Genomic DNA, 26,588 nt, shown 5'->3' on the forward strand with positions numbered 1-26,588 from the left:
ATGCCCAAGGACGCCGAGGACATTCGCCCGCCGGGACGCCCACCGAATTCGTGAGCGTCCCGGCGTGGCGAACGGGCTCAGAAGTCCCAGTCCTCGTCTTCGGTGTTGACGGCCTTGCCGATGACGTACGAGGAACCCGAACCGGAGAAGAAGTCGTGATTCTCGTCGGCGTTCGGTGAGAGCGCCGACAGAATCGCCGGGTTGACGTCCGTCTCGTCCTTGGGAAACAGGCCCTCGTAGCCGAGATTGTTCAGTGCTTTGTTGGCGTTGTAGCGCAGGAACTTCTTGACGTCCTCGGTCAGGCCGATCTCGTCGTAGAGGTCCTGGGTGTACTCGACCTCGTTGTCGTACAACTCGAACAGCAACTCGAAGGTGTAGTTCTTGAGTTCCTCGCGCTGCGCCTCGCTGACCTTCTCGAGACCCTTCTGGTACTTGTACCCGATGTAGTACCCGTGCACGGCCTCGTCGCGGATGATCAGACGGATCAGGTCCGCGGTGTTGGTGAGCTTGGCCCGTGAGGACCAGTACATCGGCAGGTAGAAGCCGGAGTAGAACAGGAACGATTCGAGCAGCGTCGACGCGACCTTGCGCTTGAGCGGATCGTCACCGTGGTAGAAGTTCAGGACGATCTCGGCCTTGCGCTGGAGGTTGACGTTCTCCTCGGACCAGCGGAATGCGTCGTCGATGTCGCGGGTGGAGCTGAGGGTGGAGAAGATCGAACTGTAGCTCTTGGCGTGCACCGACTCCATGAACGCGATGTTGGTGTACACCGCCTCCTCGTGGGGAGTGATGGCATCAGGAATGAGGCTGACGGCGCCGACGGTGCCCTGAATGGTGTCGAGCAGTGTCAATCCGGTGAACACACGCATCGTCAACTGCTTCTCGACGGCGGTCAGCGTTGCCCACGACGGAATGTCGTTGGATACCGGCACCTTCTCCGGCAGCCAGAAATTACTGGTGAGGCGCTCCCACACTTCGGAGTCCTTGTCGTCCTGGACCCGATTCCAGTTGATCGCGGAGACGCGATCGATGAGCTTTACCATGGGTGCCTACCTACAGGTCGATGAGCGAGAACTGGGACGGAACTACGTGAAAAGTCGCTGACACGAACACTACCCGTTGTGTCCGACAAGTCCGGTAGGCACTACAAAGTGTGCCGCGAGTGTTGCCCGCAGAGACGACCCCTACGCCTGCTTCGGTCTGTCACCACCCCACCGAGCACGGGACGGTTCCGGCTTCGATGGCCTCGACCAACTGCGCGTGATCGCGCTCGTTCTGATCGGCGTAGGCGTGGGCGAAAGCCACCATCGCCCGATCGACCTTGTCTCCTCGGCCGAGGTAGTCGGCGATCGCCTCCGCGTCACCACTTCGGGCGTGCGCTCGTGCGAGCACCTCACCGCATGCGGTTGCGAATTCGGTGAGGTACGGCCCGATGATCTCGCCGTCGGGAATGACCTTCATGTCACGGAACTGCCGAACGTAGAAGTTCATGTCCCCCACTGCAGTCCATCCCACGAACATATCGGTGGCACTCTGCAGCATTCGCTGTCCGCTGACCACGCGCGCACCGTGATTGTCGTACCTGCTCGGTTCGAGAAACCGCTCGAACACCGACGGCCCCGCCTGCTTGATCTGCAGGAAGAACGGATCGCCCGTCCGCCGTTCTTCCAGCAGCGCCAGATACACCCGCATCCCTACGCTCCCGACGCCGACCACCTGCCGAACCACGTCGAGAACTCGGAACCTGGACAGCAGACTCCAGATATGGTCGTCGACCGACTCGCTGTAACCGGCGATGACCGCCTGCACCAGTTCGATCTGGGAATCACCCACGTGGGTGCGAAAAGGCGGGTCCTCGCGAATTCGTCGACGCCCGTCCCTCGTCTCGGTGAACTTGCGGGACGCTCCACGGCTGGTACGACGCTCGGCTTTCGTTTCGATGAGTTTCTCGGCGTGGCGGGCGATGCCCGACGAGAAGTGACCGAGCAAACCCGCGACGTCGATGCGGTCGTACCAGATGTCGATCTCCGGGGTTTTCGCGTACGCCCTCATCTTTCTGCAGTACGCCGCTGTCATCGCTGCGACCGCCCGGTCGGAGCGCCGCGCATCGACCCCGTTCTCGCGACCGAGAACCACCAGAGACGTCGCCAGCCTCTGGAGATCCCACTCGAACGGGCCCGGCAGCGTTTCGTCGAAGTCGCGGAGATCGAAGTACAGGTTCCGTTCGGGGGTGGCCCACAATCCGAAGTTCAACACATGGGCGTCGCCACACAACTGGACCTCGATGCCGGTGTGCGGAGTCGACGCGAGATCGGCCGCCATCACGGCCGCGGCCCCACGGAAGTAGGTCCACGGCGATGCGGACATGCGGGCGTAGCGGATCGGGAGTAGCTCCGGCACCCGAAGGGTGTTCTGCGCCAGCACCGTTTCGAGCGCATCATGGCCACGTGAGGCTGGATCCCACTCGCCCAACCCGCTGCGAGGTACACGCCGTCGGGCGTGTCGACCACGCGACGATTGCTCGGAAGGACGTGCGTCCTTCCGAGCAATCGTCACATCGATATCGGATTCGACCTCGTCGCCCGCTTCGGTGTCCATGCCTGATTATGCTCCGCGGCGCACCGCGATATCGCTGTATTCGCCACAGGCCGACCGACCGAGTCGACTACAGCATGCAGGACACGCAACCCTCCACCTCGGTGCCTTCGAGGGCCAACTGGCGCAGGCGGATGTAGTAGAGCGTCTTGATGCCCTTACGCCATGCGTAAATCTGCGCGCGGTTGATGTCACGAGTGGTGGCCGTGTCCTTGAAGAACAGCGTCAGAGACAGGCCCTGATCGACGTGTTGCGTTGCGGCAGCGTAGGTGTCGATGATCTTCTCGTACCCGATCTCGTACGCGTCCTGGTAGAAATCCAGGTTGTCGTTGTCGAGATACGGTGCCGGGTAGTAGACGCGGCCGATCTTGCCTTCCTTGCGAATCTCGATCTTCGACGCCACCGGGTGAATCGACGAGGTGGAGTTGTTGATGTACGAGATGGAACCGGTCGGCGGGACGGCCTGCAGGTTCTGGTTGTAGATCCCGTATTCCTGCACCGACGCCTTCAACGTCGTCCAATCCGCCTGAGTGGGAACGGATACGCCCGCATCGGCGAACAACTTCGCAACCTTGGGTGTGGCCGGCTCCCAGACCTGATCGGTGTACTTGTCGAAGAATTCACCCGACGCGTACTTGGAGTCCGGGAACCCCTTGAAGTACTGCCCACGAGCCTTGGCCAGCTGATTCGATGCCTGGAGAGCATGGAACAGCACCGTGTAGAAGTAGATGTTGGTGAAGTCGATGCCCTCGGTCGAGCCGTAGTGAATGCGCTCCCGTGCGAGGTAGCCGTGCAGATTCATCTGCCCGAGGCCGATTGCGTGAGAATCGTTGTTGCCCTGCTCGATCGACGGCACGGAGAAGATGTGCGTCTGATCGGACACTGCGGTGAGTCCGCGAATGGCCACGGCGATGGTCTTACCGAAATCGGGCGAGTCCATCGTCTTGGCGATGTTCAGCGAACCGAGGTTGCACGAGATGTCCTTGCCGACATGACTGTACGAAAGGTCGTCGTTGAACGTGGACGGCGTCGAGACCTGAAGGATCTCCGAGCACAGGTTGGAGTGAGTGATCTTGCCCTTCACCGGGTTCGCGCGATTGACGGTGTCCTCGTACATGATGTACGGGTAACCGGACTCGAACTGCAACTCGGCGAGAGTCTGAAAGAACTCGCGCGACTTGATCTTGGTCTTGCGGATCCGCTTGTCGTCGACCATCTCGTAGTACTTCTCGGAGACGTCGATGTCTGCGAACGGGACCCCGTAGATGCGCTCGACGTCGTACGGCGAGAACAGGTACATGTCCTCGTTCTTCTTGGCCAGCTCGAACGTGATGTCCGGGATGACGATTCCGAGCGAGAGCGTCTTGATCCTGATCTTCTCGTCCGCGTTCTCACGCTTGGTGTCGAGAAACTTGTAGACGTCGGGGTGGTGAGCATGCAGGTAGACCGCGCCCGCGCCCTGACGCGCACCGAGCTGGTTGGCATAGGAGAACGAATCCTCGAGCAGCTTCATGATCGGGATGACACCCGAGGACTGATTCTCGATGCGCTTGATGGGCGCGCCGGCCTCGCGAATGTTGCTCAGCAGCAACGCAACTCCGCCACCACGCTTGGACAGCTGCAGGGCCGAGTTGATGGAGCGGCCGATGGACTCCATGTTGTCCTCGATACGCAGCAGGAAGCACGAGACGGGCTCGCCGCGCTGCTTCTTGCCGGAGTTGAGGAAGGTGGGCGTCGCGGGCTGGAAGCGGCCTGCGATGATCTCGTCGACCAGATCGGTGGCCAGGGCCTCGTCGCCTGCGGCCAGCGTCAGCGCCACCATGCACACCCGGTCCTCGAACCGCTCGAGGTAACGCTTGCCGTCGAACGTCTTGAGCGTGTACGAGGTGTAGTACTTGAACGCCCCGAGGAACGTGGGGAACCGGAACTTCTTCGAGTACGCGTGGTTGATCAGGAACTTCACGAACTCGCGGGAGTACTGGTCCAGAACCTCGGGCTCGTAGTAGTTCTCCTCGACGAGGTAGTCCAGCTTCTCGTCCAGATCGTGGAAGAACACGGTGTTCTGATTGACGTGCTGCAGGAAGTACTGATTGGCGGCCTCGCGATCCTTCTCGAACTGGATCTCACCGTTGGGCCCGTACAGATTGAGCATCGCGTTGAGCGCGTGGTAGTCCATGTCGCCGTCGCCGCGGACGGTGCTGGGTACGGGTCCTGCGTCGGTGATGGTCGGTGCCACGGCGATGCTCCTACTGGGTATGTGGTGTGTGGTGCTCTAGTGCGTGTGGGCGGCGCGTCGGACTTCACGTTCCCAGAAGTCCTCCAGCCCCTCGCGGACCCGCAATACGTCCTCGGGGGTGCCCATCAATTCGAATCGGTAGAGATACGGAACTGCGCACTTCTGCGAAATGACATCTCCCGCGAAGCAGAACGAGTCACCGAAGTTCGTGTTTCCGGCAGCGATGACAGCTCGGATCAACGACCGATTGTGCTTGTCGTTGAGAAACTTGATCACACGCTTGGGGACGTAGTTGGTGTCGCGCCCGGAGTACGTGACCCCTCCCCCGTACGTCGGCACGATGAGGACGTAGGGAGTGTCGACACGAAAAGTGCCGTCCGGATCACGTAATGGAATGCGCGTCGCAGGAACGTCCAGCTTCGAGACGAAGCGATGAGTGTTCTCGGACGCGCTGGAGAAATAGACCAGTGAGTGGGTGGACTGCGGTTGGAAACTCACCGCTCACTCACTTCCACGTTCTGTTCAAGCAGCGTTCGCTGCAAGGCTCTTGATGCGGTCCGGACGGAAGCCGGACCAGTGATCGTCACCGGCAACGACGACCGGAGCCTGCAGGTAGCCGAGAGCCATGACGTAGTCGCGCGCTTCGGGGTCCTGCGAGATGTCGATGACGGAGTACTCGATACCGGCCTTGTCGAGGGCGCGGTAGGTGGCATTGCACTGAACGCAGGCGGGCTTGGTGTAAACGGTGATGCTCATGGTGTCCCTCTTTCCGTTGTCGCCATCGGGTGAACCGACGCGACCGATGTGCTCTGCGTGTGGCACCGAGAACATCTCCCGCTCAGGGCGACTTCGACCTGCTCGAACCCATGTGTGCAGGCTCTTCGAGTTGTGGTCTCTCGGTTGGTCAAACACTACACCTAGTGTCCGACATCTGCCTAGAACACGAGATGTTGCGAACAACATGCTTGGTATTCGCTGGTCACGGCGTTGTGAAGCCGCAAGAATCGGAGGACATCGGCGTGTCGCACGTCACATCGCGCGCATGTTGTTCGTCACAGGGAGACCGGGCCGGGTCCATGACGTGTACCGAGAACCGCCGACCCTCCCCACGACACGCCGAAGGGCCCTCGAACTTCTCCGAGGGCCCTTCGGCGATCACGCAGTGGTCAGCGCTGGCGCGCCTTGAACCGCGGTTCCTTCTTGTTGATCACGAACACCGTGCCACGGCGTCGTACCACCTGTGCGCCGGGCTTGTTCTTGAGCGATTTCAACGAGTTTCTCACCTTCATGCCGCAAACCCTACATGAAAACGATTCCCACAACCGAACGGGTCACGCACTCACGAGTTCGTCGGCGGCCTTCACCAGTTCGGCAACGACGTGGCCGATCTCACCGGAGACCTCGGCGTTCTCACGCGGGTGGGCCGAGCCGAACTTGTCGATGGTGCCACCGATGGAGAGCCGAACATCCTCGAGAACCGTTCCGCCGGCGATGCGGACGGCCTTGCTGGTGTCCTCGTGCGCCCACTTCGCTCCGTTGCCACTGGGGGAAGCGCTGATGACGACGACCGGCTTGCCCACCATGGCACCCGCACCGTAGGGGCGCGAAAGCCAGTCGATGGCGTTCTTCAGCACGGCCGGAATGGTGCCGTTGTATTCGGGCGTGACCAGCAACAACGCCGTGGCCTTCTCGGCAGCGGCCCGCAGAGCGAGTGCGCCCTCGGGCACCGATCCCTCGACGTCGATGTCCTCGTTGTAGAAGGGGACATCTCCGAGTCCGTCGTAGACCACTACCTCGGCACCGGCGGGTGCCACGGTGACAGCAGTCTCGGCGATCCGCTTGTTCACCGACTCGGCGCGCAAGCTTCCGACGAGAACGAGTACATGAGCGTCTGACATGAGGTTATTCCTTCGCGAGTTCGGATGACGTGATCGTCGTGTCAATTCCTACCATCCAAACGGACCGTGGTCCATTTATGTTCCCGGCAAGGTAGGCTTCGTCTGTGACCGGCCCCATGCTGCCCATAGCGGGCGAGGACTCCGAGCGGTGCGACGCAGCCCGCAACCGTCGCCTGCTCCTCGATGCCGCAACGGATCTGGTGGCGGCCGTCGGAGCGGACGCCATCACCATGGACGCGGTGGCCACCAAGGCCGGAGTGGGCAAGGGCACCGTGTTCCGTCGCTTCGGGAACCGGGCCGGGCTGATGCGTGCGTTGCTCGACCACACCGAGAAGAAACTGCAGCACTCGTTCATGTTCGGCGATCCGCCGCTGGGCCCGGGAGCCGACCCGATCGATCGTCTCGTCGCCTTCGGCCGAGCGCGACTGGAATTCGTCAACGTTCAAGGGGAAGTGCTCCGCGCCGCGGAGAGCGCCGACGACGCGCGGTATTCCGCCCCGGCGCACATGGTCAACTTCACCCATGTGCTCTCGCTGCTCCGCGCCGCCGAGGTGGACGGGGATCTCGAATTGCTCGCGTACTGGCTGCTCACACCACTCGAAGCCACCCTGGTCCTCCATCAGTACCGCGATCTGGGAATGCCGATGGATCGCCTTGCCGACGGTTGGGAAGACTTGGCACGCCGGGCAACTCGAGTCCGATAGCCATCGGGGCAACTCGCACTCGGTAGGTCCTGCGTTCAAAGACGGACGACGGCGGCGGCCGCCGCGTGCAGCGCGGTGCCGTACGAGCGGCCGTGACCGGCTGCGTGAACGGCGAGTGGATGCAGCTGATGCAGTGCTGTGCGTTCGCGCCACCCTGCTCGCAACGGCTGCACCGTCTCGTACCCGCCGACGACGACGTCGAGGTGGGGGCAACCGAACAGCGCCAGCATCGCCAGATCGGTTTCGCGGTGCCCACCGTGCGCCGCCGGATCGATCAGCACCACTCCCGCGTCGGTCCAGAACACGTTGCCGTTCCAGAGATCGCCGTGAATACGACTCGGCGGCTCTGCATCGTCGAAGTCGCCGTCCGCGATGCGTCCACACGCCGATTCGACGACCGACGCCTCCCCCGGCGTCACGGTTCCGGCGTCGACCGCGATTCGGAGAAACGGCAACACTCGTTCGGCCGCGTAGAAGGCTCCCCAGGATCGGTGCACCGTACTGCTCATGGGCCGGGATCCGATGAACAGCTGACCCGAGAAGGCGACGCCGTCGGCATCCACGGGTGGCGCACCGAACCCGGCGGCTTCGGCCGAGTGTGTCGCGGCGAGCGCGCGCCCGAATCGTTCGGCTCCGGCAGGCGTGGGACGGGCCGCCACCAGCCGCTCGAGTTCGATGTACGCCCGGCCGTGCCCGACGACCCCGACGACCGGGGCCCCGGCCTCGCCGAGCCACCCGAGCCCGGTGGCCTCGGCGGCGTAGAAGTCGGGGTGTGCCTGGGGGTTTCGCTTGACGAAGGTATCGGAGGTTCCACTCACGACCGCCGACACTACGCACGGCGCGAGATCGGCCCCGGCATTCGTCATTAGGATGACGTGATGGGACACATCAACTCGGAATTGCGCACGGGGATCATGCGCGAGCTGGCCGTGCAGTCGAGCATCGACCCGATCACGGAGGTCCGCAGGCGAGTCGACTTCCTCAAGGACTACCTGGCGTCGACGCCGGCCTCGGGGTTCGTGCTCGGCATCAGTGGCGGACAGGACAGCACGCTCACCGGCAAGCTCGCCCAACAGGCTGCGACGGAGCTCCGAGCGGACGGACACGAGGCCGAGTTCGTCGCCGTTCGCCTCCCCTACGGCGTGCAGGCCGACGAGGACGACGCCTCGATCGCGCTGAAGTTCATCGATCCCGACCGCACGGTGACGGTGAACATCAAGGACGCCGCCGACGCCGCAGCGGCCGCGACGGCGGAAGCACTCGGTAGTGCCGGAATCCGAGACTTCGTCCGCGGCAACATCAAGGCTCGCCAGCGCATGGTCGCGCAGTACGCCCTCGCAGGCGAACTCGGCTACGTCGTCGTGGGCACCGATCATGCCGCCGAGGCGATCACCGGCTTCTTCACCAAATTCGGTGACGGCGGCGTCGATCTGACTCCGCTGACCGGCTTGAGCAAGCGCCAGGGCGCGGCACTGCTGCGCGAGCTGGGGGCACCCGAGAGCACCTGGCGCAAGGTTCCCACCGCAGACCTCGAAGACGATCGACCTGCGCTACCCGACGAGGAAGCCCTCGGCGTCACGTACGAGCAGATCGACGACTACCTGGAGGGCAAGGATGTCACCGAGGAAGTCGCCGACAAGCTGGAGAAGATGTTCCTGGCAACTCGTCACAAGCGCACGGTGCCTGTGACGCCATTCGACGATTGGTGGAAGAGAAGCAGCTGAATCGGGCAGCCACGGGTCGGCGGCGGGGTGTGCTCAGCCGCCGGCGAAGGGCGGCAGCACGTCGACCCTGCCGCCGATCGTGCGCCCCAGATCGCGGGTGAGATCTTCGCCCACCAGGTACGCCGACACCCTGAGAATCGGCTCCATCGGCGCGCCGTGCCGGGACAGAATCAGCTCTCTCAGATCTGCAAGGGTGGCACCGACCGGCACGGTGAGGTACTCGGACTCGCAGTGCGACGCGTCGACCGCTGCAGCGAAATACCGCACCTCCACCTGGGTGTCACCCACCGATGGCTCCCATGCTGCGGGTGGGAGGTACGAAGCCGTCGGCGTCGATGCCGTGTCCCGCCCACTTGTTCCACATGGCCCCACGCCATACCGCTGCCAGTTCTTCGTCGGTGGCACCGCCGCGCAGAGCGGCCCGCAGGTCGGTTTCGTCGTCGCTGAACAGACAGGACCGAATCGTTCCTTCTGCAGTGATCCTGGTGCGGTCGCAATCACCGCAGAACGAGCGCGTCACCGACGCGATGATGCCGACGGTGGCGTCGGTGCCGTCGACGCTCCACTCCTCGGCAGGGGCCGAGGGGTCGGCACGCCCCACCTCACGCAGGTCGAATTCGGTGGACAGCTCGTCGAGCAAGGTCTGGGCGTCGATCATGTTCGCGCGGGCCCACTCGTGATCGGCGTCGAGCGGCATCTGCTCGATGAATCGAAGTGCCACCCCCTCGTCGAGACACCAGCGCAGCAGATCGACGGCACCGGACAGTGTGTCGCGCATCAGAACGGCATTGACCTTGACCGGTCCGATCCCGGCTCGCTGCGCTGCCCTGATTCCGGCGAGCACGGACGGCAACCGGTCTCGTCGGGTCAGGCGAGCGAAATCTTCGCGGTCGACGGAATCCAACGAGACGTTCACTCGGGTCAACCCCGCGTCGGCCAAGGACCGAGCCCGGTGTTCGAGACCGACGGCGTTGGTGGTCATCGACAGCGGCACACCCTCCGCGGCTTCGCGGCACAACCGCAGAATGTCGTCGAGGTCGCGGCGCATCAGCGGTTCGCCTCCGGTGAAACGCACATCCCTGATACCCAGCAGCCGCACGGACACCGAGACCACGCGAGCGATCTCGGCCGGTGTCAGCAACGCTGCCGCCGGGATAGCCGGAAGGCCCTCCTCGGGCATGCAGTACGTGCAGCGCAGCGAGCATTTCTCGGTGATCGAGATACGCAGGTCGCGGGCCACCCGGCCGAATCGATCGATCAGGTGTGGCACGTCCGGTCGATCGGACACGGAGTTCACCCCGCCTACCGCAGAACCCGTGGTGGTGCCGAACGTTGGAATGCCGAGCGAGGTGACACTGTCCACCGTCACCTCGTACCTCGTCTCTGTCGGGAATCACGCCTGTCGTAGATGTGTCTACCCATTATGCCGCAGCCCACACCGAGCGGACGGATCGGCGTGCCTAGGATTGGCACCCATGACGGTTGAGCAGACGCACGCGATCACTGGATCCGCACGGTGACCGCGGTATCGGTCGAGGAACATGCCGCCGCGGTCGAGACTCTGCTCGCGGCGCTGACAGCGAGAACCGCTCAGCGAATCCTTCTCGACGACGCGTTGGGCCGCGTCTCCTTCGAGGACGTTCGATCTCCGGTCGATCTGCCACTGTTTTGCAACTCGCAGATGGACGGCTACGCCGTGGATTCTCGATCCGTGGCGACGACCCCGGTGACGCTTCCGGTCTCGACGATCATCGCCGCAGGCCCGACGCAGTCGGCAGTTCTCGCGCCGGGCAGCGCCGCCAAGATCATGACCGGTGCCCCCATTCCGGACGGAGCGGACACCATCGTCCCCGTCGAGGACACCTCGGTACCGACGGCCGGCTCCGTGACGATCGAAAGAGGCCGCGCAGCAGGCGAATTCGTACGCGAACAAGGAAGCGACGTGCGCGTCGGGACAATCCTGGTCGAGTCGGGTCGAGTGCTCGAACCCCGCCACATCTCCGTTCTCGCCGCCGTCGGATTCGGCGAAGTGGACGTTCGCTCGCGCCCCCGGGTGGCCGTGGTGACCACCGGAGCCGAACTGGTCGACGCCGGTTCGACGCTGACGCCCGGTCAGATCTACGACTCGAACGGCATCACCCTCGCCGCACACCTTCGCGCCAGCGGCGCAGAGGTGGTCTCCGTTTCGCGCAGCTCCGACGAGCCGAGCCGCTTTCGCGAGATCCTCGACGCCGCAGCCGAATCGGCCGAGCTGATCATCACGTCCGGCGGAGTGTCGATGGGAGACTTCGAGGTGGTCAAGGACGTGCTCCGCCCCCTCGGCGGCAACTTCGGATCGGTTCGTATGCAGCCGGGCGGACCGCAGGGCATCACGATGTTCGACGGCGTCCCCGTGCTCAGCTTTCCCGGCAATCCCGTCAGTACGGTCGTCTCGTACATCATGTTCGCGCGCAACATCGTTCGGCGGGCGGCCGGTCTGCCGCCGGTGCTCTCGACCACCGCGGCCCTGCACGAATCGATCGTGTCACCGCCCGGTCGCAGACAACTACTTCGTGGCCGATTACGCGACGACGGTCGGGTCGAGCTCGTCGCCGGCCCCGGCTCGCACCTGGTGGCCGCACTGGCATGGGCCGATGTGCTGATCGATATCGACTCCGAGACAACCGAACTCGCCGCAGGAACCGACGTGGAGGTGTGGCCGCTGTGACCACCGACGCCCCGCAACCCCAGCTGTCTCATCTCGACGATCAGGGCCGCGCCCGCATGGTCGATGTGGCGCACAAGAAGGAAACCTCGCGCACGGCCGTCGCCGCCGGTGAATTCGTCACCACGGCCGAGGTCATCACGCTCGTGCGCGCGGACGACATGCCCAAGGCGGACGTTCTCGCCACCGCCCGCATCGCCGGCATCTCGGCAGCGAAGCGGACGTCGGAACTGATTCCGCTGTGCCATCAGCTCGCCCTCTCCTCGGTGAAGATCTCGTTCGGATTCACCGAGTCGTCCATCACGGTCGAGGCAACCGCCCGCACCACCGGACGTACCGGGGTCGAGATGGAAGCACTGACCGCGGTCGCCGTCGCCGGCCTGACCCTGCACGACATGGTCAAAGCCGTCGATCCCGGTGCCACCATGAACGGCGTCCGGTTGCTCACCAAAGACGGCGGCAAGCACGGACATTGGCAGCGGGACGACGCAGAGGTCTCCCCCGACGCTGCGGCTGCGCCGGTATTCGAGTCCTCACGGTCCGCGGCGGTACTGGTGGCCTCCACCGGCGGCGCGAACGGAACTCGACCGGACACCACCGGCCCCACCATCGCGTCCTGGTTGACCGATCGAGGCTTCGCCGTGCGGGGCCCACTCGTGTACGCCGATGCCGACATCGCTGCGGGGCTGCAGGACGCTCTGCTCGGCGAACCGTCGCTGATCGTCAGCACCGGCGGCACCGGCGTATCCCCCACCGATGCGACCCCCGAGGCGACGGCAGCCCTCCTCGACATCGACATGCCGGGCATCGCCGATGCCATCCGAACCCGCGGAACGTCTGCGACGCCTCACGCGGTGCTCAGCCGCGGCGTCTCGGGTCTGATCGGACGCACACTGATAGTCAACCTGCCGGGCTCACCGGGTGGCGTGAAGGACGGACTCTCCGTTCTCGACCCACTCCTCGACCATGTGCTCGCCCAGATCGCCGGAGGAGGCCCCCACGATGAGTGAGCTCGTCGCCCGTATCTCGAACGAACCGTTGAGCACTGCCGAAGTAGAGGCAGCAGTGCAGGATTCGCGTCACGGTGCCGTCGTGCTGTTCAGCGGAATCGTGCGCGATCACGACGGCGGACATGCGGTGGAGACTCTGGAATACCGCGCCCACCCCGATGCAGAACGGTTCCTGAGCCGCTGCTGCTCGGAGGTATCGGCAGAGACCGGATTGGCGGTGGCCGCAGTGCATCGCGTCGGCGATCTGCGCGTCGGCGACCTTGCGCTCGTCGCGGCCGTCGGCTCGGCTCACCGCGCCGAAGCGTTCGAGGCCTGCGCCCGACTCGTCGAGCGGATCAAGGCCGAGGTTCCGATCTGGAAGCGTCAGGGATTCGAGGGCGGACGTACCGAGTGGGTCGGGCTCTAGGGAACTAGCCGCTCTCGAGGTAGCGATGGACCGGAAGCATCGCGGACGCATCGGCGTCGTCGTCCGGTCCTCGCACACAGGCACGCAACCGCTGCTCGACGGCCGACGCATCGAGTTCGGTACCGATCAGCACCAGTGAGGTCTGCTCGGGCTCGCCTCGGGCCCACGACGCAGCCTCGAATCGAATGTGTCGGCCCACCGTGTGCACGACGAACTTCTGCGGGTAGCCGGCGATGCCGAAATGCACGAATCCCTTGATGCGATAGAGGTTCCCGGAAGGATTCTCCAGGAACTCGATCAACCGACGCGGTTCGAAGGGCTCCGCCGTGACGAATTCGGTGTGTGAGTACTGCGCGTGCAGGTGTCGGTCGTGCTCGTGGTCATGGTCATGGTCATGGTCGTGATTCTCTCGGAGTAGTTCGTCGAACGTCAGCTGCACCGCCATTGCCGAATTCACCGAGTGATCCTCGCGTCTGTCGAACAGCAGCAGCGGGTCGACGCGACCGAAGGCCACGGGTACGACGGGCACGTCTCCTACGACCGACTGCACCGTCGACACCACCGCGGAGCGTTCGGACTCGGTCACCGCGTCGGACTTGTTCAACACCACCAGGTCGGCCAATTGCAGGTGCTGGTCGATCTCGGGATGCCGCACGCGGGTCTGCGGGAATTCCACGGCGTCGACGACCCCGACGAGCCCGCCGTAGACGATGAATTCGTTCTCGCTGCCCCGGACCATTCTGATGAGATTGCGGGGTTCGGCCAAGCCGCTGGCCTCCACCACGATCACGTCGATGGCGGACCGACGGTGTGCGAGGGCGTCGAACATCGCGTCCATGTCGCTGATGTCGACGGCGCAACAGATGCATCCGTTGCCGAGCGAGACCATCGAATCGACCTGGCCGGCCACGAGCATCGAGTCGATGTTGATCGCCCCGAAGTCGTTGACCACAACACCTATTCGGATACCGGAATCATTGCGCAACAGGTGGTTCAGCAGGGTGGTCTTGCCTGCGCCGAGAAAGCCCGCAACTATCACCACCGGAATTCGTCGACGCGCCACGGCGTCCGAGACTACCGGTCGGCGAGAATCTGCTTCAGCAGGCCTCGAGCGAACGTCGACACACTGCTCACGTTGTCCGGGGTCGCGAGTGCTTCCAGGCCGTCGACGCCCAACGCATTCACGTACGGGGACACGCTCTCGAGCAACCTGGACAACGCGCTGCGCCCCTCGTCCGCGGGGCCCGCGCCGCTGGGTGCTGCCGCAGACGCGGCGGTGTCGGTGGTGGCAGTCGCGGCGGGGGCAGCCGCAGGGGTGGTCGCGGCGTCCGTTGGGGTCGAGGGGGTTTCGGCCCCGAGGAGGTAGTCGATGATCCCCGTCGAGATGGCGATCGCATGCTCGAGCTGACCGTCCGAGCTCTCCAGCAGAGCTGCGTCGTCGGGGTTGGATCCGTTGCCCATCTCCACGAACACAAGAGGCACCGTGGTCAGCGCAGGACCGGCGACATCGGATCGCTCCTGTATTCCGTTCTCGACACCCGCGTAGTTCGCGGGCTCGAAGCCTGCGCGCACGTAGGAGTCTCGCATCAGCGTCGACGCCGAACGTCCCCCCTGGGACTGGGCAGCGTCGGCAGCGGCGCTCGGAATCGGCAGAGTGGGCACGATCAGATGGAACCCGTGCCTGTCGGTGTCGGTCGTCGTACTCGTGGAGTCCGCATGGATACTCACGGCCACGTCGGCCCCGGACTCACTGGCTGCCTTCGCCCTGTCGTCGACGCATCCGCCCCAGCCGGTGTCGTCTGCTCGACTCGTCTTCACCGTCGCACCCAGACTCTCCAGGCTCGATCGGACGAGCTCGCTGACTTTCCAGTTGATCGTGTGCTCGGGCACGCCGTCCACTGTGGTCATGCCGGTGGTCTGGCAATCCTTGGTGCCGCCCCGTCCGTCGTTCACCTGCCGCTGCAGATTCTCCGAGTGTGCGGTGCCCTGGTGACCCGGATCGAGGAACACTGTCTTCCCCGACAACTCCGTGCCTGCGGCGGGTGCCGTGCCGGCCGGTGCTGCCATGGCAGGCGCGGACACGAGCACCCCGGCACCGAGAATCCCGACGCACATCAGCGCCGTCACTACCGATCTGGTCATCTGTGCAGATTTCATAGCGTCTGGCGCAACGGTGGAACTCGCTGCGCAACTCCCCTCTCGACCCCTCGGACACCGCTGATCCGAGCGGGTCACCGCACCGCGGGGCACCACACGTCACAACAGACACTTGCGCCTCAAGTGAAGCAGATATTGCCGTCGACGCGTCTCGGGTGATCTTTCGTTAGTGAAACGATTGCGTTTCGTGACCGATTCGTTGCCGGATACATCGAAGCCGAGCGGCACCAACCGATCGCATTCGATCGAACCCGAACCGACCCGAGGATGGCACTACGTATTCAAACCGGACAGTTCGTCTTTCTCACGGATAACGATGAACAGGATCGCCGAGACAATGCTTCTCACAATCACCTCGTCGGTTTCACGAGGTGTCGAGGTGATTGTGAGAATTCTGCGAATCGAGTAACAATTCCCCGACCCGCATGGATAAAGACATTGTTCAGCCGTATAGTCGCTTCAGTTCGATCTGGACATCCCCGCATCATCCCCTGCATCATTGGAGAGCTTCAGCATGGCCAGAAAAGTCTATGTGCAACTAGTCGACGACATCGACGAAAAACCGATCGAATCCGGTGGCGAACACATAACCTATTCGGTCAACGGAGTCAGCTACGAAATCGACCTGAGCGACAAGAACGCGAAGGAATTTCACCGCAAGCTCGACTATTACATCGAGCACTCGACCAAGGTCGGTGGAAAGCGAACGAAGAAGTCGAGCACCCCGGCAACCGGTGCCAAGCGCGACGCCAATCAGACCAAAGCCATCAGAGAGTGGGCCAAGGCGAACGGCCACAACATCTCGGCGCGAGGCAGAATCCCCGCCGAGGTCGAGCAGGCATTCGACGCCGCTCACTGAACCACCACAGCCGAATCGGGCTCCGGTCCGACACTCGAAAGCCGATCCGGCGGTCTCGACACCGAAACACGAAAAAAGCGTCGCCCGAGGGCGACGCTTTTTTCATTGACCATCTTGGTGAAGCTTGTTACTCGGTGAAGCTTGCTTCTCGGTGGAGCTAAGGGGACTCGAACCCCTGACCCCCACACTGCCAGTGTGGTGCGCTACCAGCTGCGCCATAGCCCCGAGTTACTGCGTGCTCCCGCTCATGCGGTTGCTCGAACGAAGTTACACCATCGGTCGCAGCAGCAACAAATCACCTGGTGCGACCGGTACCGAAACCTCCACGACCGATCGCACCGACGCCCGAGATCAGTTGATCGACGCAAGCCATTCCGAGTCACCGAGCGCATCGACAACCTGACCGTCCACGAGGACCCCCGGCGTTCCCCGGGCACCCGACGCCGCCAGTGCGTCCCGTCCGGTGTTCGCATCCGCTACTGCTGCATCGCGCTGCGCACCGCTGGTGATGCATTCCGTTGCCAGCTCGCTCGCTCCCGCAGATCCGGCGAGTTCGGCGAGTTCGGCATCGGTTCGGTCGGAGTCACCGCCTTCTTCGGGGCGAAATTCCGGGTCGAACAACCCGGCGTGAAATGCCGAGTAGACCCGCGCGTTCTCGGTCGCTGCCACGCAGTGCGACGCCGCGACGGCACGCGTCGAATAGTCATTGGACGCCGACTGTGGATCCAGGAAATTGACCAGGTGGTAATTCACCGAGACGACACCGTCGTCGATTTTCTGAGCCAACTCCTGGCCGTGTTTCACTTCGAGGTCGCCGCAGAACGGGCACATCGGATCCTCGAAGACATCGATGACCCGCTGCGCTTCAGGACGCGACAGCTGCACCACACCGTCACCCGGCAACGACAATTCGACCGCCGGATTCTTGACCGTTCCGTAGCCGTCGTTGCGGGGAGCGTCGCTTCCGCTCTGCCACATGATCGCCACCACGATGACGATCACCACTACGACGAATGCGATGCCGCCCAATACGTACGTCATCGTGTTGGAGGTTGCCTCGGGTGTGTGTTTCGTACTCGATATCTTCTTCTGGCTCACACAGCGAATACTACGGTTGCGTGCGTCAGGTGCTCTCGCGCCCGAGCGTGTCCGGAACTCGCGACCACCAGAGTCCGGCCAGGAGAAGCAGCGCTCCCGTCACGGCGAAAGCCGGACCGAACGAGACCTGCTCGACGATCATCCCGGCCACGATCGGGCCGATGACCGCACCGACATCGGAGGCCATCTGGAATGCAGCCAGCACGGGCCCTCCGCGCGCCTTCGATCCGATCACGTCGGCAACCGAGGCCTGCTGGGCGGGGCTCATCAGTCCCGATCCGATTCCGGCGATCAACGACACCACGAGAAACAGCACGGGATCGTGCACGTAGCCCATAACGACGGTTCCCAGGCCGCACACCGCCAACCCACCCACCATGAAGGGCTTGCGACCGCGCACATCGGACAGGCGACCGGCAGTGGTGAGCACCAGCGCATTTCCCACTGCGAACACGGTCAGCGCGATACCGACGAACACCTCGGATCGCTGCATCGCCTCGACGACGAACAACGGCACCAAGGCCACCCGAACACCGAACACTGCCCACCCGTTGGCGAAATTCGACGCCAGCGCGGCTTGATACGACGGAATCCGCAGGGCGGCGAGCAACGACATCGTGGGCGGTGCGGAGCCCTTCTCGGGCTTGACGAGGTCGGAATTGCCCAGGGTGAAATACACGACGGCCGCGGCGATCACGAGAGCCACGGCGTAGATGACGAACGGCACCCGCAGACCGAATCCGACGAGCGCGCCGCCGACGAGTGGACCGCCGATGGTTCCCAACAGGAAGGCGGTCGCATACAGGCCGGAGATGCGGCCACGACTGGTCGGAGGACTGATCCTGATCAGCAGTCCCAATGCCGACACCGAGAACATCGTCGAGCCGATGCCGCCGAGTCCGCGAAAGAGCAGCAGCTGCCAGTACGTCTGGGCCAGAGCGCACGCACCGGTGGACACCGCAACGATCAGCAGTCCGATCAGGTACACGGGCCGCTCGCCGAGCCGCTGCACCAGAGCGCCACTGGCAGGTGCGAACAGCAACCGCATGAGGGCGAATGCACTGATGACCGCCGACGCCGCGGTGTAGCCGACGCCGAATTCCCGGGCGAACTGTGGCAGAGCGGGCGCGACGATGCCGAATCCCAGCGCGATGACGAACGCCGCCGATACCAGAACCCAGATCTCCGGCGGGAGCTTGCCTCCGGGTTGGAACGCCGGCTCGGGCGTCGAACTGTCGTGATCGGGTGGAGGTGAGTCGGTCACGAGCTCTCGAGTGCGGACGACACCAGTTCACGTGCTGCGGCTTGAACCCGGGCCAGATGCTCCTCGCCCTGGAACGACTCCGCGTAGATCTTGTACACGTCCTCGGTTCCGGACGGGCGCGCAGCGAACCAGGCGCTCTCCGTCGTCACCTTCAGTCCACCGAGGGCAGCTCCGTTACCCGGCGCCTCGGTCAGCGTGGCTGTGATCGGTTCCCCGGCAAGCTCGGTGGCGGTGATCTGGCTCGGTGAGAGCTTGGTGAGAACGGCCTTCTGCTCGCGGGTGGCCGGAGCGTCGACGCGGGCATACGTCGGATTGCCGAACTTCGCGGTGAACTCGCCGTAGCGCTGAGACGGCGTGGACCCGGTGACGGCGGTGATCTCGGACGCCAGCAGCGCGAGGATGATGCCGTCCTTGTCGGTGGTCCAGACTCGGCCGTTGCGTCGGAGGAACGACGCGCCTGCGCTTTCCTCGCCGCCGAAACCGAGCTCACCGGCAAGCAGACCTGGAACGAACCACTTGAACCCGACCGGCACCTCGAGGAGTCGACGACCGAGACCTCCGACGACCCGGTCGATCATCGACGAGCTCACCAACGTCTTGCCCACTGCCGCCGTGGGTGACCAATCGGGTCGGTGCGTGAACAGGTAGTCGATGGCGACGGCGAGGAAGTGGTTGGGATTCATCAGGCCACCGTCGGGAGTGACGATGCCGTGCCGATCGGAGTCGGCGTCGTTTCCCGTCGAGATGTCGAAGCGATCGCGGGCAGCGATGAGCGACGCCATCGCGTTCGGCGACGAGCAATCCATCCTGATCTTGCCGTCGGTGTCGAGAGTCATGAAGCGGAATGTGCCGTCCACCAACGGGTTCACCACGGTCAGGTCCAGATTGTGCCGCTCGGCGATGGCATCCCAGTAATCGACACTCGCACCGCCCAACGGATCTGCTCCGATGCGCACCCCGACCGCACGAACAGCGTCGAGATCCAGCACGTTCGGCAGGTCGTCGACGTAGGTGCCGAGGAAGTCGTAGCGCGAGACGCTGCCCGCGAACGCCTGCGCGAGAGTCACCCGCTTGATACCCGAAATGCCATCGCGCAGAAGCTCGTTCGCACGAGCGGCAATGACCGACGTGGCATCACTGTCGGCCGGACCGCCGTGCGGAGGGTTGTACTTGAAGCCGCCGTCCCGGGGCGGGTTGTGCGACGGCGTCACCACGATGCCGTCGGCCTTCGCCGACGGGCCGGATTCGTTGTACCGAAGGATGGCGTGACTGACGGCGGGAGTCGGCGTGTATCGATCCCCCGAATCGACCAGGACGTCGACGTCGTTGGCTGCCAACACTTCCAGAGCCGTCGTCCAGGCGGGTTCGGACAACGCGTGGGTGTCCCGGCCGATGAACAACGGCCCGGTGATGCCTTGTGCCGCGCGGTACTCCACGATCGCCTGCGTCGTCGCCACGATGTGTGCCTCGTTGAACGCCGAATCCAAGCTGGACCCTCGATGTCCCGATGTGCCGAACACCACCTGCTGACTGGGTTCCGACACGTCGGGAACCCGCGAGTAGTACGCCGTCACGAGCTGCGAAAGATCGACCAGATCCTCCGGCAGTGCAGTGGTTCCAGCTCTCTCGTGCGCCACGATGCGCCTCCTCGTTGATCGACGAACCGAAATCCTCGACCAACCCTAGCGCCGCTGCCCCACCCGCGAGCTACTTGCCGGCTCGTTTCGGCGGCCGTGGGAGGAAATAGCTGGTCCGCTGCTGGTATTCGCGATACCCCGGACGCTTTTCCATGCTGCGCTCGAGCAACCGCGCACCGGTGGCGAACACCAGGAAGTACGTCATCGCGATGGGCGACAGAAACGTGAACACTCCGGGCCACGCCGACGCCGAGACGAGAAACAGTCCCCACCAGACCGCCGAATCGCCGAAGTAGTTGGGGTGCCGCGTCCACGACCACAGACCACGATCCATGATCTTGCCCTTGTTCGACGCGTCGGCCTTGAAGGCCGTCAACTGCGCATCGCCCACTGCCTCGAACGTCCATCCGAGAATCCACACCAGTACACCGAGTACGACCACCGGCAGAACGGATCCGTGGGCGACCGCTGATACCTGCAGCGGCAGGGACACGAACCACAATGCAATCGCCTGCGTCAGGTAGATCTTCCGCAGCGCGTACAGGGTTTCGTTACCGGTGGCCTTGGCGAGCAGTTCGGTGTAGCGCGGATCCTCACCGTGCCCGCGCGAGCGCCGAAAGACGTGCACTGCAAGTCGAAGTCCCCACACAGCGACGAGGACGAGCAGAAGTATTCGACGCCACAGTTCGCCTGTTCCGGTCGCAGCCGAGATCAGCGCGATCAGAACGAACCCGCCGCCCCACGTCACGTCCACGACGTTGTGGCGTCCGATGCGCGCGCCGATGAGGGCGGTGACGATCATCAGAAGGGCGGTGCCGCCGAGGCTCGCCAGCGATACGGTGAGGAAATCTGACCAGTTCACCGTGGGCACACCCACACCGGCCGCACCGGTTCCATGTCGGACGGTCCGTTCTCGGACCGAACCGCCAGAATCTGGTCGACGCCCATCCGGTTGTCCCGGAACGCCATTCCGCCGCCGATCAGGTACAGCCGCCACACGCGAGCGACCTCTTCCCCGACCATCGCCACCACATCTTCGAAGCGCGCCTCGAAGCGTTCCGTCCAGACGTCGACGGTCCGCACGTAGTGCTCCCGAAGGGCATGGACGTCGCGAACCTCCAGTCCTGCCTCCTCGATCATCGCGACGGTCCGCCCAACCGGGCGCATGTACATGTCCGGCGCTATGAACGATTCGATGAATGCTCCGCCGCCGGGGTTGTCCCCTTCTCTTCGCGACATCTGCTGAATCAGCACGCGTCCACCCGGCTTGACGTTCGAGTGCAGTGCGGCGGTGTAGGTGGGGTAATTGGCCTCCCCCACATGCTCACCCATCTCGATCGACGCCACCGCGTCGAAGGGCCCGTCCGGAATCTCTCGATAGTCCTGAATTCGAATCTCGACGTTGTCCTGCAGTCCTCGGTCGGCGATTCGCGTGTCGATGAAGGCTTTCTGTTCGCGCGAGATGGTCACTCCGACGACCTGCGCTCCGTACTCCTGAGCGGCGTGCAGGCTCAGGGACCCCCAGCCGCAGCCGACGTCGAGAAAGCGTTGCCCTGCACGCTTGTCGAGGCCGATCTTTCGACAGACGAGGTCGAGTTTGTCGCGCTGGGCATCGTCGAGGGTGTACTCCGGCGAATCCGAGGTCCAGTAGGCCGACGAGTACGCCATATGCGAATCGAGCACCAATTCGTAGAAGTCGTTCGACAGGTCGTAATGGTGGCTGATCGCAGCGCGGTCACGGAGCATCGAATGCAACCGACCCTTCACCGAGGCCTGCGACACGGGCGGAGGTAGTGGGCGACCGAACACTCCGAGGTCCTTGGCCAGTTTCGCCAACCGCACCAGCGACGCCGGCCCCGGTCGGATCGCCGACAGTCGGCGCGCACGCACCACTCCCCAGACGTGATCCAGGGCCGCGGCGAGATCACCGTCGACGTCCAGCTCCCCGGTGACGTATGCCTGCGCAGCGCCGAGTTCGCCCGGGCTCCACAGCAATCGACGAAGGGCGCTCGGGCTCCGCAACAGCACTCGCGGTGCCGACGCATCTCCTGCAACGGATCCGTCCCACGCCTGCAGCCGAACGGGAAGCGGACCACCCACCAGGGGTTCGATCAATTCGGCAATCCGATGTGCAACACCGACACTGCGATCGGTCCGGTCCACGGAAAGTGTCGAGGCGGTCATCGGTTGTCCCTTCGGTCGAGCACGATCTGCTGAACATTGAGGTACCCGGATCGAAATCCGGCCTCCGAGTAGCACAGGTAGAAGTGCCACATTCGCGCGAACACCTCGTCGAAACCGAGCTCCTCGGCCTCGCTGCGGTATTCACGGAAACGCCTGTCCCACTGAGCGAGGGTGCGCGCGTAGTGATCGCCCATCGACAGACGCTCGCGAACCCTGAGCGAGGTGCTCTGCTCGGTCACCTCCTCGATGGCCCGCACGGACGGCAGGAACCCGCCGGGAAATATGTACTTGTGTACCCAGGTGTACGTGTTTCGGGTGGCCAGCATTCGGTCGTGCGGCATCGTGATGGCCTGAAGAGCAACCCGCCCACCCGGCGCGAGCAGCGCGTCGATCGTCTCGAAGTACGTCGCCCAGTACTGATGCCCGACGGCCTCGATCATCTCGACCGACACGATCGCGTCGTACTCGCCGTCGACGAGCCGGTAGTCCAGTAGGTCGATCTGGACCCGTTCACCGTATCCTGCTGCGGCACATCGTTTCTGTGCCAATTCCTGTTGCTCGACCGACAAGGTCACCGAGCGAACGATTGCTCCTCGCGCAGCCGCGCGGATGGCCAGTTCGCCCCACCCGGTGCCGATCTCGAGCACCCTGGTTCCCTCGCCGACGCCCGCCCGGTCGAGTAGCCGGTCGATCTTCCGGCGCTGAGCATCGGCGAGTTCTTCGCTGTCGTCGCTTCCCGATGCGGCGAACAACGCACTCGAGTAGGTCATCGTCTCGTCGAGGAAGAGCTCGAAGAGGTCGTTCGACAGGTCGTAGTGGCGCGAGATGTTCGATCGCGTGTTCGTGGTCGTATTCCGCTCGCTCCGTGGAGGTTTGGGGACATAGATCCCTCGGAGGCGCTGCAGGGACTTCGGAATCAGGGACGCCATGCGCCGGGCGAAGACCTCGAGCACAGCAGTGAGGTCCTCGGCCTCCCAGTCTCCGGCCATGTATGCCTCACCGAATCCGATGAGTCCGCTGTCGCCGACCCGTACTGCGAAGTCGTGTGGTCGACGGACGGTCATCAACGGTGCATCGGCCGAGCCTGCCCCGATCACCTCACCGTCGGGCATCGCGACCCGAACCTGCAATCGCGCGACCGCGCGGCGAAAGAGGAAATCGGCGACGGGTGCGGCAGCCGCAACCTTGGCGCCACCGGGGACATGGGCGATCTGAGGCCACACCCGTGGATCCACCGATGGACGCGGACCGACGGCGGAAGCACCGTACGGGTTCGACACAGAATCGGCCTTCGACACAGAAGTCATCTGCGGGCCCCTTCCTTCTGGAATTCTCGCGCCCCGGGAGGGGCAGGTTTCTGCACGATCTTCAGACCCCGAGCCCAGAGCCGAATGCCCTGCCAGCGGATCTGTATCACCACACGCAGCGGCGCACAGGGGATCTCGAGTGCGGTGCGAAGAATCGACCGCGTCGTCACCTCTCGTCGACGGCCGTCCACGGTCGCCACGAACGGCGGCTGACCGGGCCGCTCGAGGACGATCGACAGCCGGAGTGCCGCGTCCGGCTCGGGTAGCCGCATGGAGTATTCGCCGTCGACGTCGTTGAACGGCGAGACGTAGAACTCCTTGGAGGTGCGGGCCGCGCCGCGATGGTCGGTGTGCAGCAGATACCGGTATCGCTCGCCGTAGGTGTTATGGACCTCCGCCACCACGCAGCGGAGGTCTCCGTCGCGATCGTGACACCAGTACACACTCAGTGGGTTGAACGTGTGCCCGAACACCCGCGCGCTGGCCAACATCGTGATCCGTCCGCCGCCCAGGTCGATACCGTTCTCCGCCAGGAACCCGTCGACGTTCTCTCGAATGGTGGCGTCGGGGTCACCGAGATGGTCACGGGCGTCGAACGAGGCCAGCGGCCGCAGCATCCGGGGCAATTCGGGGAGTGCGTCGAGGTCGACGAGCCAGCTGTAGCTCTTGTACGAGAACGTGTTTCGGATCGGCGCGCGTCGAACGTGGTCGATTCGAGTGCGATACAACGCCGCCCCGTGTGCGCGGGTGCTCGGCAGAACGGATGTCAGAGCCACGTGGCCCCCACCCGTTGTGCGGCGCGCGCTCCCGACAACGCACCGTCCTCGTGGAATCCCCAGCCGTGGTACGCACCGGCGAAGGCGACTGTGTCGGTATCCAATTCAGGAAGTCGACGCTGCGCTGCAACCGATTCGGGGGTGTATTGCGGGTGTTCGTAGGTCATCTCGTCGAGTACCGCATTCGGGTCGATGCGATCCGCTCCGCCGAGGGTGACCAGCATCCTGCGATCGGTGTCGCCCAGACGCTGCAACCTGGTCAGGTCGTAGCTGACGAGCACCCGGTCGGGTTTGGCGGCGCAGGACGGCAGGTGGTAGTTCCACGACGCCCGAGCCCTCGCGTTCTTCGGCAACACCGACGAGTCGGTGTGCAGTTGCGTGTGATTGGTCGAGTACGGCATCGCGCCCAGGATGCTGTGCTCGAGAGCCGTCGGTTCTGCGAGCATCTTCAGCGCGGCACCGGGATGCACGGCGATCACGGCCGCGTCGAACGTGCGCAGGCGGTCGTGGCCGTCACGGATCTCCACGGAGTCCTCGGACCTGTACACCGCGCGCACCGGGGTATCGAGCATCACCTCGTCGATGTGCTTCGCAACCCGGCGAACGTATTCGATGGACCCGCCGGTGACGGTGCGCCAGGTGGGAGATCCTGTGACGGTGAGCATTCCGTGGTGGCGGAGAAAAGTGAACAGGTAGCGAGCCGGGTAGGCGAGAGCAGTGTCCGGATCGCACGACCACACCGCAGACACCAACGGCGTCATGAAGTGGGATTCGAAGTACGCGGAGAACGAATGATCTGCGAGGAACTGCGCGAGGGTCGTCTCGGACTCCAGCGTTTCGGCACTGTCCAGCAGTTCGTTGGCCAGGCGATGAAAACGCTTGACATCGAGCAACATCGAGACGAATCGTGGCTTGAACATCGCGGTGCGCTGCGCGAGGATCCCGCGCATGCCCTGGCCGCCCGAGTACTCGAGTCCGCACCCGTCGCAGCGCACGGACATGCTCATGTCCGAGTCCTGCGTCGGCACGTTCAGTTCGTCGAACAGGCGCAGCAGAGTCGGATAGGTCCGGTCGTTGTGCACGATGAACCCGGTGTCGACGCCGACAGGACCGTCGGGGCCGTCCACGTAATGGGTGTCCGCGTGCCCACCGAGCCGAGAGTCCGCCTCGTACAACGTCACCGACGAGTTCTTCGACAGCGCATATGCGGCCGTCAGTCCGGCGATACCGCTCCCGACCACCGCGATGCGACGGCGCGTCACGACGGTGTGCCCATGCAGTCGGCCCGCGCATCGTCGGCGATACCGAGAACGAAGTCACGCGTCGCCCGCGACCAGACCCGCGGATTGCGCAGCATGAAGTGCCCACCCGGAACGGAGAGATAGCGGGCGTCCGCCCCTCGGGATGCTGCTCGCTCGGTCGCCCGGCGCGAGGTTCGAGGATCGGTCCACTTGTCGGCCGTCCCGTGTACGACGAGCAACGCATGCTGCAAGCCGAATCCGTCGGCCTCCGTACCCTCCGGCCACCACGGAGCCAGCGCGACGACACCCACGACCAAAGGGTCGTCGATCAGAGCAGCAGCAGTGCGGCCACCCATCGAATGGCCGACTACCACCACATGAACGTCGGGGTACTCGGCGTGTATGCGATCGAGCGCCCACCGCGCATCCTCGACCGGAGACCGCTGGGGGGCGTTCCAACCACGAAACCGATACTGCAGCTGTTGGACCGAAATGCCGCGTGCCCGGCCCGCGCGACGAAGCATCCAGGTGAACGGCCACATGCGCAGACCGGCCAGGTGCCACGGCCTACTGCGCGCCCGGCTCACGTCCTTGCCGCCGCCGAGGACCAACACGACCAGTGCAGGCTCGGAGACTCTTTTCCCGGTCCGCAGAACTGGAGTCGGCTCGTTGCTCATGACCACTATTCGGCACTGCGGCCGCTTCGGGTGGGATGGGTCGAGTCGAGTCGATTGTGACCTGGCCGACAGAGAAAGAAGACCGGGCCGAGAGTGTGTCTCTCGGCCCGG

At 64.1% G+C, this 26,588-nt stretch carries 27 protein-coding genes and 1 tRNA gene; 6 read left to right on the forward strand and 22 right to left on the reverse strand.

The genetic code is table 11. From position 1 onward, the window contains the following. Positions 1 to 77: 77 nt before the first annotated feature. From nrdF to A2J02_RS01525, 7 genes are all read right to left on the reverse strand, one after another. Positions 78 to 1,043 (reverse strand): class 1b ribonucleoside-diphosphate reductase subunit beta, encoded by a 966-nt coding sequence (nrdF, locus tag A2J02_RS01495; RefSeq protein WP_008717549.1) that lies wholly within the window; start codon positions 1,041 to 1,043, stop codon positions 78 to 80. A 160-nt stretch (positions 1,044 to 1,203) separates the two neighbouring features. Beyond that, the gene (locus tag A2J02_RS01500; RefSeq protein ID WP_082898590.1) at positions 1,204 to 2,598 is read right to left on the reverse strand and encodes a DUF2252 domain-containing protein; all 1,395 of its coding nucleotides are present in this window, start codon (positions 2,596 to 2,598) and stop codon (positions 1,204 to 1,206) included. A 67-nt stretch (positions 2,599 to 2,665) separates the two neighbouring features. Further along, positions 2,666 to 4,831, reverse strand: coding sequence for a class 1b ribonucleoside-diphosphate reductase subunit alpha (nrdE, locus tag A2J02_RS01505; RefSeq protein WP_068045844.1), 2,166 nt, complete (start codon positions 4,829 to 4,831; stop codon positions 2,666 to 2,668). A 36-nt stretch (positions 4,832 to 4,867) separates the two neighbouring features. Beyond that, positions 4,868 to 5,329, reverse strand: a complete 462-nt coding sequence (gene nrdI / locus A2J02_RS01510) for a class Ib ribonucleoside-diphosphate reductase assembly flavoprotein NrdI (RefSeq protein WP_068045850.1) — start codon at positions 5,327 to 5,329, stop codon at positions 4,868 to 4,870. 24 nt (positions 5,330 to 5,353) lie between these two features. Continuing rightward, positions 5,354 to 5,587 carry a redoxin NrdH gene (locus A2J02_RS01515; protein WP_068045912.1) on the reverse strand — a complete coding sequence of 78 codons (234 nt, stop codon included), beginning with the start codon at positions 5,585 to 5,587 and terminating at the stop codon, positions 5,354 to 5,356. Positions 5,588 to 5,997: 410 nt separating this feature from the next. Continuing rightward, the gene (gene ykgO / locus A2J02_RS01520; RefSeq protein WP_037189801.1) at positions 5,998 to 6,120 is read right to left on the reverse strand and encodes a type B 50S ribosomal protein L36; all 123 of its coding nucleotides are present in this window, start codon (positions 6,118 to 6,120) and stop codon (positions 5,998 to 6,000) included. A gap of 42 nt (positions 6,121 to 6,162) precedes the next feature. Further along, entirely contained in the window at positions 6,163 to 6,729 is a 567-nt protein-coding gene (locus tag A2J02_RS01525; protein WP_068045853.1) for an NAD(P)H-dependent oxidoreductase, read from the reverse strand. A gap of 104 nt (positions 6,730 to 6,833) precedes the next feature. Between A2J02_RS01525 and A2J02_RS01530 the strand changes: the two genes are divergently transcribed. Continuing rightward, entirely contained in the window at positions 6,834 to 7,433 is a 600-nt protein-coding gene (locus A2J02_RS01530; RefSeq protein ID WP_068045856.1) for a TetR/AcrR family transcriptional regulator, read from the forward strand. Positions 7,434 to 7,468: 35 nt separating this feature from the next. On the opposite strand, the gene A2J02_RS01535 is transcribed toward A2J02_RS01530, so the two are convergent. After that, positions 7,469 to 8,299 (reverse strand): fructosamine kinase family protein, encoded by an 831-nt coding sequence (locus tag A2J02_RS01535; RefSeq protein WP_082899462.1) that lies wholly within the window; start codon positions 8,297 to 8,299, stop codon positions 7,469 to 7,471. 12 nt (positions 8,300 to 8,311) lie between these two features. Here A2J02_RS01535 and nadE point away from each other — a divergent pair, with 12 nt between their 5' ends. Beyond that, complete coding sequence (nadE, locus tag A2J02_RS01540; protein ID WP_068045858.1) at positions 8,312 to 9,157, forward strand: ammonia-dependent NAD(+) synthetase; 846 nt, start codon at positions 8,312 to 8,314, stop codon at positions 9,155 to 9,157. A gap of 33 nt (positions 9,158 to 9,190) precedes the next feature. Here the strand turns inward: nadE and A2J02_RS01545 are convergent, their stop codons facing one another. Further along, positions 9,191 to 9,445, reverse strand: a complete 255-nt coding sequence (locus A2J02_RS01545; RefSeq protein WP_068045861.1) for a MoaD/ThiS family protein — start codon at positions 9,443 to 9,445, stop codon at positions 9,191 to 9,193. Beyond that, positions 9,438 to 10,526: a GTP 3',8-cyclase MoaA gene (gene moaA / locus A2J02_RS01550; RefSeq protein WP_442971438.1), complete on the reverse strand. Its 1,089-nt coding sequence runs from the start codon at positions 10,524 to 10,526 to the stop codon at positions 9,438 to 9,440. Before moaA ends, A2J02_RS01545 begins: the two co-directional genes overlap by 8 nt. Positions 10,527 to 10,673: 147 nt before the next feature. Here moaA and A2J02_RS01555 point away from each other — a divergent pair, with 147 nt between their 5' ends. Genes A2J02_RS01555 through A2J02_RS01565 form a run of 3 tightly spaced genes read left to right on the forward strand, consistent with a single transcriptional unit; the run spans position 10,674 to position 13,277 of the window. After that, positions 10,674 to 11,864 (forward strand): molybdopterin molybdotransferase MoeA, encoded by a 1,191-nt coding sequence (locus A2J02_RS01555; protein WP_068045864.1) that lies wholly within the window; start codon positions 10,674 to 10,676, stop codon positions 11,862 to 11,864. Between the two features lie 56 nt (positions 11,865 to 11,920). Continuing rightward, positions 11,921 to 12,871, forward strand: coding sequence for a bifunctional molybdenum cofactor biosynthesis protein MoaC/MoaB (gene moaCB, locus A2J02_RS01560; protein WP_068045922.1), 951 nt, complete (start codon positions 11,921 to 11,923; stop codon positions 12,869 to 12,871). Continuing rightward, entirely contained in the window at positions 12,864 to 13,277 is a 414-nt protein-coding gene (locus tag A2J02_RS01565; protein WP_068045866.1) for a molybdenum cofactor biosynthesis protein MoaE, read from the forward strand. Before moaCB ends, A2J02_RS01565 begins: the two co-directional genes overlap by 8 nt. A gap of 4 nt (positions 13,278 to 13,281) precedes the next feature. Here the strand turns inward: A2J02_RS01565 and A2J02_RS01570 are convergent, their stop codons facing one another. Next, the gene (locus A2J02_RS01570) at positions 13,282 to 14,340 is read right to left on the reverse strand and encodes a CobW family GTP-binding protein (RefSeq protein WP_068045869.1); all 1,059 of its coding nucleotides are present in this window, start codon (positions 14,338 to 14,340) and stop codon (positions 13,282 to 13,284) included. Positions 14,341 to 14,351: 11 nt separating this feature from the next. Further along, complete coding sequence (locus tag A2J02_RS01575; RefSeq protein WP_068045925.1) at positions 14,352 to 15,419, reverse strand: N-acetylmuramoyl-L-alanine amidase; 1,068 nt, start codon at positions 15,417 to 15,419, stop codon at positions 14,352 to 14,354. 529 nt (positions 15,420 to 15,948) lie between these two features. Between A2J02_RS01575 and A2J02_RS01585 the strand changes: the two genes are divergently transcribed. Then, a complete protein-coding gene (locus A2J02_RS01585) occupies positions 15,949 to 16,293 on the forward strand; it encodes a histone-like nucleoid-structuring protein Lsr2 (protein ID WP_037190211.1) in 345 nt (114 codons plus the stop codon). 152 nt (positions 16,294 to 16,445) lie between these two features. Here A2J02_RS01585 and A2J02_RS01590 read toward each other — a convergent pair. The 10 genes from A2J02_RS01590 to A2J02_RS01635 all read right to left on the reverse strand — a co-directional run bounded on the left by A2J02_RS01590 (position 16,446) and on the right by A2J02_RS01635 (position 26,477). Further along, positions 16,446 to 16,518: transfer RNA gene (locus tag A2J02_RS01590), tRNA-Ala, on the reverse strand. Positions 16,519 to 16,644: 126 nt separating this feature from the next. Next, positions 16,645 to 17,391 (reverse strand): DsbA family protein, encoded by a 747-nt coding sequence (locus A2J02_RS01595; RefSeq protein WP_068045875.1) that lies wholly within the window; start codon positions 17,389 to 17,391, stop codon positions 16,645 to 16,647. Positions 17,392 to 17,416: 25 nt separating this feature from the next. Beyond that, positions 17,417 to 18,574: an MFS transporter gene (locus A2J02_RS01600; RefSeq protein ID WP_068045927.1), complete on the reverse strand. Its 1,158-nt coding sequence runs from the start codon at positions 18,572 to 18,574 to the stop codon at positions 17,417 to 17,419. A gap of 77 nt (positions 18,575 to 18,651) precedes the next feature. Continuing rightward, on the reverse strand, positions 18,652 to 20,292 hold the full coding sequence (pgm, locus tag A2J02_RS01605; protein ID WP_068045877.1) for a phosphoglucomutase (alpha-D-glucose-1,6-bisphosphate-dependent): 1,641 nt from the start codon (positions 20,290 to 20,292) through the stop codon (positions 18,652 to 18,654). 70 nt (positions 20,293 to 20,362) lie between these two features. Beyond that, on the reverse strand, positions 20,363 to 21,094 hold the full coding sequence (locus A2J02_RS01610; protein WP_373454784.1) for a DUF1295 domain-containing protein: 732 nt from the start codon (positions 21,092 to 21,094) through the stop codon (positions 20,363 to 20,365). A gap of 56 nt (positions 21,095 to 21,150) precedes the next feature. Continuing rightward, entirely contained in the window at positions 21,151 to 22,476 is a 1,326-nt protein-coding gene (locus A2J02_RS01615; protein ID WP_068045882.1) for an SAM-dependent methyltransferase, read from the reverse strand. Further along, entirely contained in the window at positions 22,473 to 23,783 is a 1,311-nt protein-coding gene (locus A2J02_RS01620) for an SAM-dependent methyltransferase (RefSeq protein ID WP_082898587.1), read from the reverse strand. The genes A2J02_RS01615 and A2J02_RS01620 overlap by 4 nt, the downstream gene beginning before the upstream one ends. Continuing rightward, entirely contained in the window at positions 23,780 to 24,559 is a 780-nt protein-coding gene (locus A2J02_RS01625; RefSeq protein WP_068045885.1) for a DUF1365 domain-containing protein, read from the reverse strand. Before A2J02_RS01625 ends, A2J02_RS01620 begins: the two co-directional genes overlap by 4 nt. Further along, a complete protein-coding gene (locus A2J02_RS01630; protein ID WP_176460493.1) occupies positions 24,550 to 25,821 on the reverse strand; it encodes an NAD(P)/FAD-dependent oxidoreductase in 1,272 nt (423 codons plus the stop codon). Before A2J02_RS01630 ends, A2J02_RS01625 begins: the two co-directional genes overlap by 10 nt. Continuing rightward, the gene (locus tag A2J02_RS01635; RefSeq protein ID WP_068045934.1) at positions 25,818 to 26,477 is read right to left on the reverse strand and encodes an alpha/beta hydrolase; all 660 of its coding nucleotides are present in this window, start codon (positions 26,475 to 26,477) and stop codon (positions 25,818 to 25,820) included. Before A2J02_RS01635 ends, A2J02_RS01630 begins: the two co-directional genes overlap by 4 nt. Positions 26,478 to 26,588 lie beyond the last annotated feature (111 nt).

Source organism: Rhodococcus sp. EPR-147 (assembly GCF_001647185.1).
In the GTDB taxonomy this organism is placed as follows: domain Bacteria; phylum Actinomycetota; class Actinomycetes; order Mycobacteriales; family Mycobacteriaceae; genus Rhodococcoides.

What these genes read in the sequence shown, in the direction of transcription:
- nrdF (WP_008717549.1), bottom strand. Translation starts at nt 1,043, where the DNA reads ATGGTAAAGCTCATCGATCGCGTCTCCGCGATCAACTGGAATCGGGTC.
- A2J02_RS01565 (WP_068045866.1), top strand. Translation starts at nt 12,864, where the DNA reads ATGAGTGAGCTCGTCGCCCGTATCTCGAACGAACCGTTGAGCACTGCC.
- A2J02_RS01500 (WP_082898590.1), bottom strand. Translation starts at nt 2,598, where the DNA reads ATGGACACCGAAGCGGGCGACGAGGTCGAATCCGATATCGATGTGACG.
- A2J02_RS01635 (WP_068045934.1), bottom strand. Translation starts at nt 26,477, where the DNA reads ATGAGCAACGAGCCGACTCCAGTTCTGCGGACCGGGAAAAGAGTCTCC.
- moaCB (WP_068045922.1), top strand. Translation starts at nt 11,921, where the DNA reads ATGGTCGATGTGGCGCACAAGAAGGAAACCTCGCGCACGGCCGTCGCC.
- A2J02_RS01575 (WP_068045925.1), bottom strand. Translation starts at nt 15,419, where the DNA reads ATGACCAGATCGGTAGTGACGGCGCTGATGTGCGTCGGGATTCTCGGT.
- nadE (WP_068045858.1), top strand. Translation starts at nt 8,312, where the DNA reads ATGGGACACATCAACTCGGAATTGCGCACGGGGATCATGCGCGAGCTG.
- ykgO (WP_037189801.1), bottom strand. Translation starts at nt 6,120, where the DNA reads ATGAAGGTGAGAAACTCGTTGAAATCGCTCAAGAACAAGCCCGGCGCA.
- A2J02_RS01620 (WP_082898587.1), bottom strand. Translation starts at nt 23,783, where the DNA reads ATGACTTCTGTGTCGAAGGCCGATTCTGTGTCGAACCCGTACGGTGCT.
- A2J02_RS01610 (WP_373454784.1), bottom strand. Translation starts at nt 21,094, where the DNA reads ATGATCGTCACCGCCCTCATCGGCGCGCGCATCGGACGCCACAACGTC.
- A2J02_RS01525 (WP_068045853.1), bottom strand. Translation starts at nt 6,729, where the DNA reads ATGTCAGACGCTCATGTACTCGTTCTCGTCGGAAGCTTGCGCGCCGAG.
- A2J02_RS01515 (WP_068045912.1), bottom strand. Translation starts at nt 5,587, where the DNA reads ATGAGCATCACCGTTTACACCAAGCCCGCCTGCGTTCAGTGCAATGCC.
- A2J02_RS01535 (WP_082899462.1), bottom strand. Translation starts at nt 8,299, where the DNA reads ATGACGAATGCCGGGGCCGATCTCGCGCCGTGCGTAGTGTCGGCGGTC.
- A2J02_RS01585 (WP_037190211.1), top strand. Translation starts at nt 15,949, where the DNA reads ATGGCCAGAAAAGTCTATGTGCAACTAGTCGACGACATCGACGAAAAA.
- A2J02_RS01615 (WP_068045882.1), bottom strand. Translation starts at nt 22,476, where the DNA reads ATGACCGCCTCGACACTTTCCGTGGACCGGACCGATCGCAGTGTCGGT.